The following is a 12,836-nucleotide window of genomic DNA, read 5'->3' on the forward strand; positions in this document are numbered from 1 at the left end:
CGCGGGCCAACACAGACTATGACTCCGGTGGTTTTGCACATCGGGCAACGCACCTCATGACCTTCAAGGGCGATGTCCACTTGGGTGATGCGAAAGCCCGTCAAACCGCCGACGACGGTCCCGCCAGCGGTGGTCTTGGCTCCTCGGGTAATGAAATAGCGCCGCATGCCAGCGGTGTCCTTATTGTGGGCGGGACCAGCAGGCTAGGCATGGCAGGCGAGGGCGAGAAGTCAGATGCTTCCGAGCCGGATGTAGGTTGCTTCGGTTATCGGGTTGGTGAGGCCGAAAGTCGGGGGTGTCAGCAACCGCGCGGGTTACCACCATTTCCAGCGGCCTTGTTTTTTCAGGGTGGCGATGATGGCTTCGCGCTTGTGGCGGATTTCTAGCATCTTGTGGCGCAGTTCGCGGCAGCGCTTGCTGTTGAGGATCAGTAGGCCGATCAGGGGGCTGAGGAGGGCCATGGAGTAGAGATAAGCGTTGGGGCGGTAGGCGATTGCGGGAAGTGATACCAGCAGGCAGATGAGGTATATCGCCATGTTCAGCCAGACCCAGTGGATGCGTCCGTATAACACTTCGTATTTGGCAAGGGCAAATACTGCACCAAGCCCCGTAGCGCCGAAAAATGATGTCTTGGTAGCAAAACCAATGGGGGACGTCGAGAGATAGGTGAGCATTGTCAGGATCGCCGTCAATCCTATTGAGGTGCATGCGACAAGAATGTCTGCTCCGATTACTGGCATGTACCGCTTGATGAATTCCCAATGGTTTTCAATAAAGATGCCTGCTGATGATGGCCTGCGCGACCGGCAAGCATTATCCCGAAGCAAGACTGGTAGTGCGCAAGGCGGGCGGTTCCAGCCCAGTGGAGTATCTGGTGATCACCCTGAAGGAAGTCATGGTGGTGTCCTACGGCACCGCTGCTGAAAGTAAGGATGAGGCGCTCTACGACAGCATCGCCTTGAACTTCGCCAGCGTCGACGTCAGCTACCAGCCGCAAAAGGCCGACGGCGCCAAGGACGGTGGGCCAGTGAAGTTCGGCTGGAATATCCGGCAGAATGTTAAGGTCTGAGCCTTCGCCGTCACTTCTGCAACAGCAATACCCGCTGCTTCAGCTCACACAAGGCACGACCGCCTTGCACTGTGCCTCACAGATACTGTGTCCGGCCCGGACGAAATCCCCTCCACGAATCAAGGCCGCCATACCGGCGACAGCTGTTCATCAAGGGCCCAATGCGATTGGCCGGGCCTCAGGCAAACACCGCCGACCCAGCGTTCATGGCTGGCGTGGTCCAGCCAATAAGCATCGCCGCCCAGCACGGTGTGCCCCAGCGCTGTCAGCGCCAGCATCCGCCGGGGCCATTCAAGATGGGCCTCGGTTTCCGTCAACAAAGGATGCTCGCCGTCGATCAACGGCCGCAGCAGTGCATGGAACATCATGTCGCCGAGGAACGGCAGCGGTTCGCGCTTGGCCATCAACTCGGCATACACGCGCCCGAACGCTACCGGCCCCGCTTCGGCGATGTAGGCCAGGGACAGGCGTTCGGTCAGTGACAAGCCATCCTGACTGCCGGGCAACTCCTGCAACTGGCGCAGTAAAGCGCGTGCAAGAAAGGGCAGCGCCGTGTGCGTCCCGTGGGCCAGTTCCGCCCACTGCACCGGGGAACTGGCGCAATACGCCGACCACGCCTGTTTGGCCAACTGCACCGCCTCGTCGTCGATCAGGCGCCGCTGCGGCCATAACCACGCCAGTACGTCGGGGGCCAATTGGCCAATGCCGATAAACCGTTCTACCCCCGGGATGCGGTCCACCTCGATCAGCTCCAGCTTGCGCGGTGCCTGGTCAAGAGCGGCCAGGGCGCGGATCAGGAACAGTTGGTCATACGCATCCGCCTCGCACCACAGCACGCTGTGTTCGGCGCTGGCCAAGGTTTCCAGTTGGTTGTATTCGTCGGCGACACGGCGCGCCACATCCGCTTCGCCCAGGGCAAAGGCGTGACTGATGAACGTGCTGCGCATGGCGCGGAATGCCTCGCGGGGCAGGTCGCGAACCGGGCCCATGCACAGCGGGTCGGTGAGCATCTGGAAGTGCCCCTTGAACCCCGCCAATTGCAGGCTGTGGGCAATGTCGTTGCCACAGCGCCAATGGCTGGTGCGGGCTTCATCGCTGGCGGCGAAATCGGGATGGCGGGCGGCGAAGTCGATGGCGTCGACATGGGCCTTGAGCTGCGGCCAACTGCTGAAACCCAGCTGCTTGGCGATCTGCCATTGCGCCTGGGACAAGGTGGCGTCGGGGTTTTCGCTTTTCAGGCGCGGCAACAGTTCCTTGGCGCGCTTGCGCTGCTGCTCAAGGTTGAGACGGCCATCAGTGGTCGAGGATACGCGGCGTTGCGACATACGAGCTCCTTGCACACACCTTTTCCGCTTTAAGGTTGGGAGTCGTAGAAATGATTGAGTGCTTCACTGTCTTGGGCGCAGCCCTTTCCGCGGAAGGTGGCGTAGAGAGCGCCAGGCGGCAAATATAGGCAGGGCAGGGGGTGATTGCAAGGCGCCCGCCACGGGACCGGTCGCCATCGCTTGAACTTTTGCTATGAAAAGCCTGCCCGCCTGCTTCACCATTGCGCCTGACCGAAACATGAGGAGCCTCGCGTCCATGAGCGCACTGATCGAAACCCGCGCCCTGGCGCGCCGGGATGAGCGTCGCCAGGCGGTCTTGCTCCAGCCCACTGACTTCGCTCTGCACCGCGCCGACCGCGTGTCGATCACCGGCGCGTCCGGTTCCGGCAAGAGCGTGTTCCTGCGCGCACTGGCGTTGCTGGACGCGCCCACATCGGGGCAGGTCCTGTGGAATCATCGGCCGATCGCTAACGCAGACATTCCCGAGTACCGCAGCCGCATCTGCTACCTGTCCCAACGCCCGGCGCTGATCGACGGCACCGTGCTGGACAACCTGCGTTTCCCGTTCAGCCTCAAGAGCCTGCGTAAACGTCATTTCGAGCTGGCGACCGTCACCGCGCTGCTGCAGCATGCCGGCAAGTCGCCGGACTTCCTGGCAAAAAATGCCAGTGACCTGTCGGGCGGCGAGTCCCAGGTGGTGGCGTTGATCCGCACCCTGCAGCTCAACCCCGAGGTGCTGTTGCTGGATGAACCCACCGCCGCCCTCGACCCCGCGTCCTCGCGTGATGTCGAAGCGCTGATCGATGCCTGGTTCGCCGATGACCCGACCCGCGCGTATGTCTGGGTGTCCCACGACTTGGAACAGGCCCAACGCATGAGTGACATCCACCTGCACATGAGCGCCGGTGTGCTGAGCGGAGCCACCCAAGCATGAACTACCAGAACCTGACCGCGCTGGACATGGCCATCGCCGCCGCGCTGATCCTGATCAACGGCGCGCTGTCGCTGGCCTTGCGCCTGGGCCTGGAGCGCCAGTTGCTGTGGGCTGCCGTGCGTACCGTGGTGCAACTGCTGGCGATCGGTTACCTGCTGGGCTGGGTGTTCGCGTTCGCCTATTGGTACGTGGTGCTGCCGCTGATGTGCGCGATGACCCTGATTGCCGGCCTGTCGGCGGCGGGGCGCGGGCGGCGCACTTACCGTGGGCAACGGATCGACAGCATCGTCTCGGTGTGGGGTAGTTCGTGGCTGGTCACGGCGGTGGGCTTGTTTGCGGTGATTCGCATCCACCCATGGTACGAGCCGCAGTACGCGATCCCGATCCTCGGCATGATCCTCGGCAATACCCTGACCGGCGTGTCCCTGGGCATCGAGCGCATGACCCAGGAACTGACCTCGGGCCGCAACACCATCGAGATGATCCTCGCCCTCGGCGGCTCACGCTGGGAAGCGGCGCAGGAAGCGATCCGCCAGGCGGTGCGCGCCGGGATGATCCCGACGCTGAACCAGATGGCCGTGGTCGGCATCGTCAGCCTGCCGGGCATGATGACCGGCCAGGTGCTGGCGGGCGAGAGCCCGGTGGATGCGGTGCGCTACCAGATCGTGATCATGTTTCTGATCGCCGCTTCGTCGGCGTTGGGCACGGTCGGCGCGGTGCTGCTCACCTACCGGCGCCTGTTTTCCAGGAGCCATCGGTTTTTGCGCGATCGGCTGCAAGAGCGCTGACGGCCAGGCGATGGACTGTCGGTGATTGTTTCACCGCGTGAAATGCTCGATTGTAAATCCTGGTGATTCCATCGATAGGCGCCACGGCGGAACATGCCTGGCGTCAAGACCCCCACTTCTTTGGAGCCTTTCATGTCCCAGCCTGCGATCAAACTCTATGGTTTCCCCCTGTCCGGCCATTCCCACCGGGTCGAGCTGATGCTGTCGCTGTTGAGCCTGCCCAGCGAATTCATCCTGGTCGACCTCAAGCAAGGCGCGCACAAAACCGCTGAATTCGTCGACACGATCAACCCGTTCGGCCAGGTGCCGGCGATCGATGACAACGGCACCGTACTCGCCGATTCCAACGCGATTCTGCTGTACCTGGCGAGCAAGTACGGCAACGGCCAATGGCTGCCGAGCGACCCGCTGGGGCAGGCGCGTGTGCAGCGCTGGCTGTCGGCCGCCGCCGGTCAGCTCCACGCCGGGCCGGCGACCGCGCGGCTGGCGGTGGTGTTTGGCGCGGATGTCGATACCGTCGCCGCCATCAGCCGCTCCCACGCCTTGTTGCAATTGGTAGAGCAGCAGCTGGGCCGAAGCCGCTTCCTGGTCGGTGAGCAGCCGAGCATTGCCGACATTGCCTTCTACACCTACGTGGCTCACGCGCCGGAAGGCAATGTGTCGCTGGCCGACTACCCTCAAGTACGCGCCTGGCTGGCCAGTATCGAAGCCTTGCCGGGGTTTGTCGGCATGCCACGCACGGCGGTGGGCCTGCAATCACAGTAACCTTCAAGAGGGACACCGATGGACCGCTTTCATGAAATGCAGGTGTTCCTCGCGGTGGCCGAGGAGGAGAGCTTCGCCGCCGCCGCACGCCGCCTGAAAACCTCGCCGCCCAGCGTGACCCGGGCGATTGCCGCGATGGAACAGCGCATCGGCACCCAACTGCTGGCGCGCACCACTCGCAGCCTGCACCTGACCGAAGCCGGCCAGCGCTACCTGGAAGATTGTCGACGCATCCTCGCCGAGCTGAATGAAGCCGAGGAAGCGGCGGCGGGCAGTTATTCCATCCCCTGCGGCCAACTGACCGTGACCGCCCCGGTGCTGTTTGGCGAGCTGTATGTGGCGCCGTTGCTGGGGGCGTACCTCGATCGTTTTCCTCTGGTGAACATCAACGCTTTGCTGGTCGATCGCGTGGTGAACATGATCGACGAAGGTGTCGACGTGGCCGTGCGTATCGGCCATCTGCAGGAGCCGGGGCAACAGGCGATCCAGGTCGGTGAAGTGCGGCGGGTGGTGTGTGCGTCGCCCGGCTATCTCGACCGGCACGGGCGGCCGCAACATCCCACGCAGTTGCGTGAAGCCAAAATCGCTACGTCGTCGGCCAGCCAATTGATCAGCGCATGGCAATTCGTCGACGGCGAGCAGGAACTGACGGTGCCCATCGAGCCGCGCCTGGTGGTCACGGCGAACAACGCCGCGATCAACCTGGCGCGCATCGGCTGGGGCATGACCCGGGTGCTGTCCTATCAGGTGGCGGCGGCGGTGGCGGCCGGTGAACTGGAGATTGTCCTCGACGCGTTCGAGCCCGCGCCGCTGCCGATCCAGGTGGTGTTCCAGAAGGGCGCCCGCGTACCGGCGAAGGTGCAGACCTTCGTCGACTTCCTCACCCAGCATTTCGCGCAGGACCGTGGCCTGAACCCAGCGTCGCAGCGGCCGAACTGATGGAGCGCTATCGCGATATGCAGCTGTTTGCGGCGCTGGCCGGGCAACCGAGCCTGGCGGCGGCGGCGCGCAGCGCCCAGGTGTCCGGCGCGACGCTGGTGCGCGCGTTGGCGCGTTTGGAAGCACGTCTGCAGGTGGCGTTGCTGCAACGCAGTACGCGGGGTGTCCGCCTCACCGAAGCCGGTCGAGCCTACCTCGCCGACTGTGTCCGCCTGCTGGCGGCCGTGGACGCCGCTGAAGCCTCGGCCAACGGCTCGCATGTGCAGGCCCAGGGCAATCTGCGGGTGTTCCTGCCGTTTCTGTTCAGCCGGTATGTGATGGCGCCGATCCTGGCCGGTTATATGGATCGCCATCCCGATGTTTACCTGACAGCCCGCTACCACGACTATTACCCGAACCTGCACGAAGAGGGGCTGGACGTGGCGATCCTGGTCGGTGCGCTGCCCAACTCGTCGCTGATCGCGCGGCCAGTCGGCCAGGTGCGGCAGGTCCTCTGCGCCAGCCCCGATTACCTTGCGGCCCACGGCGAACCCGCGCACCCGCACGACCTCAAGCAGCATCGCCTGATCGCCAGCGCCGATCAGGTTCACTGGGATTTCCCCCATACCCACCTCAAGGCGCGTACACGCCTGCGCTGCACCTCGGTGCAAGGTGCGATCAATGCGGCCGTGCATGGCGCGGGGATCATCCGGTGCCTGAGCTACCCGGTTCACGAGCACCTGGTCAGCGCGCAATTGCGCCGGGTCCTGCCCGCCCACGAGCTGGCGCCGTTGCCGGTCAACGTGGTCTACCGCGAAGGCCGCCAGGCGCCGATGCGCGTGCGCAGTTTTGTCGATCACTGCGTGGCGGCGTTGCGCGAGCATCCGGCATTTCAGTTGGCGTAATGCTCGATTGCCGAACGTGGGTATTCTCTCGCCGCGTGGCGGGGCGCAGCATCTGGCTATCTGACACGAGGTGATCGCCATGAACCTGATCGAACACTCCCCCTGGCACGCCGGCGAACGGCAGATGCAAGCCAGCGCCGGCGCCGCCGAGCGTATGGACATGATTGGCGCCAAGGTGATCCGCGATCATCTGCCCGAGCAACACCGGGGGTTCTATCCGCTGTTGCCGTACCTGATGCTCGGCGTGGTGGACGCGCACGGCATGCCCTGGGCGACGATGATCGAAGGCGCGCCGGGGTTTGCCCATTCACCCGACCCGCACACCTTGCAGATCGACAGCCTGCCCGGCAGCGGCGACCCGGCGCGCTCGGCCCTGCAGCCAGGGGCCGCCGTCGGCTTGCTCGGCATCGACCTCGACACGCGCCGCCGCAATCGCCTGAATGGCCGGGTCGGCGCGCTGGATGCCGAGGGGTTTGCGGTCGATGTGGTTCAGTCCTTCGGCAATTGCCCCAAATACATCCAACTGCGCCCTGTCGATGGGATCGCCCGCCAACCCGGGGGCGTGGCCGAGCGCAGCAGCCGCCTGGATGACGCCGCGCGCGTAATGATCCGCAACGCCGACACGTTCTTCGTCGCCAGCTATGTGGACATCGACGGCGAACGCTCGGTGGACGTCTCCCATCGCGGCGGCAACCGCGGCTTCGTGCGCGTGGAGGGCGACGTGCTGACCATCCCCGACTTTGCCGGCAACCTGTTCTTCAACACCCTGGGCAACCTGCACGCCAACCCGGTGGCGGGGTTGTTGTTCATCGACTTTGCATCGGGCGACGTGATGCACCTGGCCGGGCACACTTCGTTGATCCTCAACGGCCCCGAGGTGGCGCGGTTCGAGGGCGCGCAGCGGTTGTGGACGGTCACGGTGGAACAGGTGGTCCGCCGCCCGGCGGCGTTGGCGTTGAGGTGGCGGTTTGCGGAGTTTTCGCCGTACAGCTTGGCGACGGGGCGTTGGTAGGGCTGCGCTGGAAAGCCTGGGGGGTGAGCGGGTGGTCAAACCCTCATCCGTCCCGTACCATTCGCCCCCCTCGCAGTGACGCGAGGCGCAGCGCCAGGATGGCTCATTGCATGTCTTTCCTGTGGCGTCTGCAGCTCCCTTTTTGCCCGCGTTCAGGATTCGACATGTTTTGCTTTTCCAGGCCTTTGGCCTTGCTCTTAATGGCTGCAGCCTTGGCGGGCTGCGGTACCCAGCCCGCGTCGCTGGTCAGTCAGCCGCTGCAACCCGGCCCCGAAGAACCGGTGGCTTATCTTGTGGGCTCCATCGGCCCGCAGAACCTCAAGGCGTCTCCCGCACCCAACCAGCGCCTGTTGTTTCGCAAGCGTGGCTCCGCCTTCGGGGCCGCGGGTATATGGGTCGGTGTCGGGCGGGAAACGCCTCAGGATGTGAAGGACCAGACCGGCGTCGCCAGTGTGTTCGTGCTGCCGCTCAAACCGGGAGATTATGAGTTTTATGATTTCCAGTTCTTCTCCAGCACCTATTCACCCACCCTGGGCACCACTTACACCTCGGTCCAGGCTCGGGAGAAGTTCAACCTGCCGATGCGCCTGCAAGCCGGCAAGGCCTATTACCTCGGTGAATTTCGCTCGCTGTGCCTGGGGGCATCCCTGTGCGCCTTCCGTTGGCGCGACCAGCAAGGTCGCGATGAACCGATCGCGCGACAATCGGTTCCGCGCTTGCCGGCGCTGGAGTTGATACCGCTGGATTATCGCAGCGCCGCCCCGCATATCATCGCGCCGCCGTCTACCGCTGCGGGCCAGAACACCCCTCAAGAGATGCGTCCATGAACCGCGTTATTACCCTGGGCGTCCTGGCGCTGCTGACTGGCTGTGCGGCCACCAATACCCTGCCCGAGCGCGCGTTGCCCGACGGTCAGGACTACCTCAAGCCGATCCATGTCATGGTCGACGACCCGCTGAATGCCGCGCAAATCCGTAACCAGTTACGCGAAACCGGAGTGTTTCGCAGTGTCGAAACCGGCCAAGGCAAGGAAGGGGATTATTCGGTGTTGATCCGCTTCAATAGCCAGCGCGAGTTGCCACCTTTCCCGGTAATTCTGCTGAGTACGGCGACGCTGTTTCTGCTGCCCTTGTCCCAGAGTATCGACACCACCACCGAGTTTTCCCTGCAACAGAATGGAAAGCTGTTGAAGCAATACAGCTATCGCAACGTGACCCACAAATACACTTGGCTGCTCGATGGCAGCGGCGGGATGCAGCAAGAGAACGTAAACCGTATCACCCGCGCCTTTGCCCAGGATGTACAACGTGATGGCCTACTGCCTGTGGAGCACACGCAATGATCAGGATCACCTTAATGGCTGCCGTGCTGTTGCTCGGCGGCTGCGGCACCGCCCTCAAACCCCTGGACTACAAAGCCCAGCGCGCCTATGTGCCGATGAGCGTCACCATGCCGCCGCCCGAATCCCGGTTCGATCAGCAAAAGCAGCGCGAAGTCATCCAGTTGCTGCGTGATACAGGCGCCTTCAGTTTTCTCGACGGTGGTTTCAGCAAGACCGGCTACAGCCTGTTGGTCGACCAGAGTGGCGGTAAAGGGGCCGGAGTGCTCCCCGCAGTACTCGGCGCTCTGACGCTGCTGACCGTGCCAGTGCCCTACACCTACGAGCGGCAATTGCATGGCTCGGTGTTCAAGGACGGTCAACTGCTGAAAACCTATGCCTACAAGCGTGGCGGCTGGACGGCCACGACTTGGTACATCCCCATGACCGAACCGCGCAGCGAGAGTGAAATGCTCGGCGACCTGATGCGAGACCTGGACCGCGATCGCTTGATTCCCTATCAGTGAGCCGGTGAGGGATGTTCGGCGCCGCAGCGGCAACCCCTGCGGCGCCAACAGCGTGTGGCTTTGGCTGTCGTCGAGCGCCAGGGGCGGGCAGGTCAGCGCGACATCGGGATAAACGCCACACTCCCCCCCGCACGCTGGTGAAACAGCCGCTCGCCATTGTCAGGCTGGGTGGTGATCACCTGATGATCCGCGCCCAGGTAGGCCAGGGGCGTGGGATCGTCCTTGGAGTACTGCGCGATGATAATCGTGTGTTGCGGATCGAAGCGGCGGCCGCTGGTGTGTTCCAGCCAGGTCATGAACGCAGCGCTGTCGCCCTGGCGGGGGAAGTCCTGGGTTTCGGCGACGTAGTAGAACGGCTGACCGCCGTTTTGCAGGTACATCGGCAGTTTGTTGTCGACTTCCACCAGCACCATTTGCCATTGGTTCCATGGCGCGGTCTTCTCGGCTTGAGCTTGCACGTCCTCGACGAAACGCGTCACGCCGCCGTTGCCGTTGGTCCACGGGTACACCACGCCGAGCACCAGCAGCATCAGTGCGGCGGCAATGCCAAAGCCTTTCTGCCAGCGCGGCCAGCTGGCGGTTTTTTTCGCCAGCCGTTCGCTCAGCCACCAGGCTCCCAGCAACTGGGCGAACGGGACCAGCGGCAGCACGTAGTAACTGCGGCGGCTGCCGCTGGCGGTGAAGAACACGAACAGCAGGCCCAGGCCCCATACCAGCCAGCGCACGTTGGGCGGGGTCTGGCGCCAATGCCGCACGGCCAGCCACAGGCCGAGCAACCAGCACGGTGCCCAGGGCAGGGTGTAGGCGGGCAGGTAGATCAGATAGGTGTAGATCGGCCCCATATGGTCGAAGGGGTCGAAGAAACGCACGACGTTTTCGCGGAATACCAGGGCCAGGCCGCTTTCGCCGTAGGTCGGCGCTCCGTAGAGGTGCGACAGCACGAAGGGGATGGCATAGAACCCGGCGGCAATCAGCAGGGCCAGCACCAGGCGCGGGTTGAGGTGACGTTTGTAGCGATGCTCGCTGAGCAGGTGCGGCAGCAGCACCAGGCCCGGCAGCACAAAACCGATCAAGCCCTTGAACAGCGAGGTCGCGGCCAACAGCAGGAAAAACACCGTGTAGCGCCACAGCCGTGTGTCATCCGGCCCGCGCCAGTACCACCACACCGCCGCCAGCACACCGCACACCGTGAGCACATCCGCCGTGGCCACGCGCGCCCAGAACAGGAAGTAGAAGGTGGTGGCGAGCATCCACCCGGCAATCAGCCCGGTGCCTTTGCGAAACAGGCGCTCGCCGATCAGGTACACCAGCCAGATGCTCAACCATGCGGCAATCACCGACGACAGGCGCAGCGACCACGGCCCCAGGCCGCCCATCAGGTTGGCGAACCCGCTGATCAGCCAGTAGGAGGGCAAAGGCTTATCGTAATACGGCGTGCCTTTGAGGTAGGGATCGAAGTAGTCACCGCTTTGCAGCATCTGCACGACGATGTTCGCCCAACGGGTTTCGGGCCCCCACAGGTCGCGACTGCCCAGGCCCAGCAGCAGGAGCAGGGCCGACACGCCCAGCAATAGCAGCAGGGCGCCACGTTCGGTTTTCCAGACACTCATGGACGGTTCCTAGGGGAGTTTTGGATAAATAGTGAGCACCAGGTCGCCCTTGCGATAGCGCTTGCCGCCGGGTGGCAGTTGCCCTTCCTCAAGGTGTTCGCTGGTGCTCCTGACGCGCATCAGCACCCCGACCGCGCCTTGGCGGCGGGCTTCGGCCAGCCACGACTGGACGTCATCCAGCCCGACCTTGCGCTGTACGGTATCTGGGTATTGCAGGCCATATTGCAGCTCGCCTTCGGTGTCATAAAACGCGACATCCGACCGGTTCAGGCGCCACGCCAGCGCCGATGCCGAGCCTAACTCGTTGCTCAGCAGTGCTTGGGTTTGCTGCAGTTCATCCAGGTGTTCAAGCACGAACTGATCGGGCATTTCGTTATTCGATATCCGCGCCGGCATACCCGCTGGCAGGAGTAGTACCAGCAAGCCGATGCCCAGGACCGGCGTCGCCCAGAGTGTCAGCGGGCGAAAGGCTTGCAGCAGGTTGGTCAGCACCCAGCCCAGCAGCACAATGAAGGTCAACGACAGGCTGAACATCTCCGCGTGGCTGTTGCCGTACAGCGGGTCGCCGATCTGCAGATAGATCAACGTCACCATCGCGGCCATGCCGAGCACGAAGTTGAGCAGGCCGTTGATGCAGATCGCGCGGGTTTTGCCCTGCTGCATCACATCGATCAAGGCATGCCCCATCAACAACGCCAGCGGTAACAGGCACGGCATGATGTAGGTCGGCAGCTTGCCGCTGCTCAGGCTGAAGAAGCCCAGCGGCAGCAGCATCCACAGGGCGAGAAAGGCCGTCGCCGGTTGGCGCTTTTCTTTCCAGGTCTTGTGCAGTGTGGTTGGTAGCAACCCCGCCCAGGGCAGGCACGCGACGACCATGATCGGCAGGAAGAACCACCACGGCCGCGCATGTTGTGCAGTGCCCGAAGCAAAACGGCGGATGTGCTCGTGCCAGAAGAAGAAATTCCAGTAGTCAGGCTCCTGCACATGGATCGCCCACACCCACGGCAGGCACACCAGGACTGCCACGACGATCGCCAGCGGGCCGTACCGCAGCAACTCACCCAGGCGCCGCTGCCAGAGCATATAAGGCACCGCGATCAGCACCGGCAGCAGCCACGCGAGGAAGCCCTTGGTCATGAAGCCCATCGCGCAGGCCAGCCCCAGCAAGGCCCAAGCGCCGAGTCGGGCTCGCGGGGTACGGCTGTCGAGGGCAAACCACAGCGCCACCAGGCTGAGGTTGACCCAGAAGGTGAACTGCGGATCAAGATTGGAGTAGCCGGCTTGCCCCGCCACCAGGCCGAAGCTCAAGTAGAGCAGGGCGCAGGCGAAGCTTTTGCGCGGGTCGTTCCACAGGCGGCGGGCGATCAGGTAGGCCAGCAGCACGCTCAGGCCGCTGGTCAACGCCGAGGCGATCCGCACACCGAACAGGTTCTGGCCGAACACCGCCTGACCGAGGGCGATCAGCCAGTAGCCGGCGGCGGGTTTTTCAAAATAACGCACGCCCATGAAATGCGGTGCGGTCCAATTGCCGCTCATGAGCATTTCCTGGCTGATCTGGGCGTAGCGGGTTTCATCGGGTATCCATAGACCGTGCAGGCCCAGGGGCAGGAGATAAAACGCGACGAAGGCCAGTAGCAGTAAGGGAAGGGGTTTGAATCGGGTCAT

At 63.5% G+C, this 12,836-nt stretch carries 14 protein-coding genes and 1 pseudogene; 10 read left to right on the forward strand and 5 right to left on the reverse strand.

Annotated features, from left to right (window positions below; translation table 11 throughout):
- On the reverse strand, nt 1-167 hold a 167-nt coding region (locus C8K66_RS31615), incomplete at its 3' end, for a PAAR domain-containing protein (protein ID WP_371928138.1).
- Between the two features lie 147 nt (nt 168-314).
- Nucleotides 315-674, reverse strand: coding sequence for a hypothetical protein (locus C8K66_RS12705; protein WP_238587298.1), 360 nt, complete (start codon nt 672-674; stop codon nt 315-317).
- Between the two features lie 110 nt (nt 675-784).
- Here C8K66_RS12705 and C8K66_RS12710 point away from each other — a divergent pair.
- Nucleotides 785-1,069, forward strand: a pseudogene (locus tag C8K66_RS12710) (Hcp family type VI secretion system effector); the annotation flags it as partial.
- A gap of 119 nt (nt 1,070-1,188) precedes the next feature.
- Here C8K66_RS12710 and C8K66_RS12715 read toward each other — a convergent pair.
- A complete protein-coding gene (locus tag C8K66_RS12715) occupies nt 1,189-2,394 on the reverse strand; it encodes a DUF1835 domain-containing protein (protein WP_108524987.1) in 1,206 nt (401 codons plus the stop codon).
- Nucleotides 2,395-2,650: 256 nt separating this feature from the next.
- Here C8K66_RS12715 and C8K66_RS12720 point away from each other — a divergent pair, with 256 nt between their 5' ends.
- From C8K66_RS12720 to C8K66_RS12760, 9 genes are all read left to right on the forward strand, one after another.
- The gene (locus C8K66_RS12720; RefSeq protein ID WP_046490630.1) at nt 2,651-3,328 is read left to right on the forward strand and encodes an ATP-binding cassette domain-containing protein; all 678 of its coding nucleotides are present in this window, start codon (nt 2,651-2,653) and stop codon (nt 3,326-3,328) included.
- Nucleotides 3,325-4,116 carry an iron export ABC transporter permease subunit FetB gene (gene fetB, locus C8K66_RS12725; protein WP_017847549.1) on the forward strand — a complete coding sequence of 264 codons (792 nt, stop codon included), beginning with the start codon at nt 3,325-3,327 and terminating at the stop codon, nt 4,114-4,116. Before C8K66_RS12720 ends, fetB begins: the two co-directional genes overlap by 4 nt.
- A 132-nt stretch (nt 4,117-4,248) precedes the next feature.
- Nucleotides 4,249-4,881: a glutathione S-transferase family protein gene (locus tag C8K66_RS12730; RefSeq protein WP_046382771.1), complete on the forward strand. Its 633-nt coding sequence runs from the start codon at nt 4,249-4,251 to the stop codon at nt 4,879-4,881.
- An 18-nt stretch (nt 4,882-4,899) separates the two neighbouring features.
- Nucleotides 4,900-5,820 (forward strand): LysR family transcriptional regulator, encoded by a 921-nt coding sequence (locus tag C8K66_RS12735; RefSeq protein ID WP_108524989.1) that lies wholly within the window; start codon nt 4,900-4,902, stop codon nt 5,818-5,820.
- Nucleotides 5,820-6,704 (forward strand): LysR family transcriptional regulator, encoded by an 885-nt coding sequence (locus C8K66_RS12740; protein ID WP_108524991.1) that lies wholly within the window; start codon nt 5,820-5,822, stop codon nt 6,702-6,704. The genes C8K66_RS12735 and C8K66_RS12740 overlap by 1 nt, the downstream gene beginning before the upstream one ends.
- Before the next feature lie 79 nt (nt 6,705-6,783).
- Nucleotides 6,784-7,716 (forward strand): pyridoxamine 5'-phosphate oxidase family protein, encoded by a 933-nt coding sequence (locus tag C8K66_RS12745; protein WP_108524993.1) that lies wholly within the window; start codon nt 6,784-6,786, stop codon nt 7,714-7,716.
- A gap of 200 nt (nt 7,717-7,916) precedes the next feature.
- Nucleotides 7,917-8,543, forward strand: a complete 627-nt coding sequence (locus C8K66_RS12750; protein WP_227778682.1) for a hypothetical protein — start codon at nt 7,917-7,919, stop codon at nt 8,541-8,543.
- Complete coding sequence (locus tag C8K66_RS12755) at nt 8,540-9,058, forward strand: hypothetical protein (protein WP_104902808.1); 519 nt, start codon at nt 8,540-8,542, stop codon at nt 9,056-9,058. The genes C8K66_RS12750 and C8K66_RS12755 overlap by 4 nt, the downstream gene beginning before the upstream one ends.
- Nucleotides 9,055-9,561: a hypothetical protein gene (locus tag C8K66_RS12760; protein ID WP_079444284.1), complete on the forward strand. Its 507-nt coding sequence runs from the start codon at nt 9,055-9,057 to the stop codon at nt 9,559-9,561. Before C8K66_RS12755 ends, C8K66_RS12760 begins: the two co-directional genes overlap by 4 nt.
- 92 nt (nt 9,562-9,653) lie before the next feature.
- Here C8K66_RS12760 and C8K66_RS12765 read toward each other — a convergent pair whose 3' ends face one another.
- Both C8K66_RS12765 and arnT read right to left on the reverse strand, forming a co-directional pair.
- Nucleotides 9,654-11,171 (reverse strand): glycosyltransferase family 39 protein, encoded by a 1,518-nt coding sequence (locus tag C8K66_RS12765; protein ID WP_108524995.1) that lies wholly within the window; start codon nt 11,169-11,171, stop codon nt 9,654-9,656.
- A gap of 9 nt (nt 11,172-11,180) precedes the next feature.
- Nucleotides 11,181-12,836, reverse strand: coding sequence for a lipid IV(A) 4-amino-4-deoxy-L-arabinosyltransferase (gene arnT, locus C8K66_RS12770; RefSeq protein ID WP_108524997.1), 1,656 nt, complete (start codon nt 12,834-12,836; stop codon nt 11,181-11,183).

This window comes from Pseudomonas sp. GV105 (assembly GCF_003058185.1).
Lineage (GTDB): Bacteria > Pseudomonadota > Gammaproteobacteria > Pseudomonadales > Pseudomonadaceae > Aquipseudomonas > Aquipseudomonas veronii.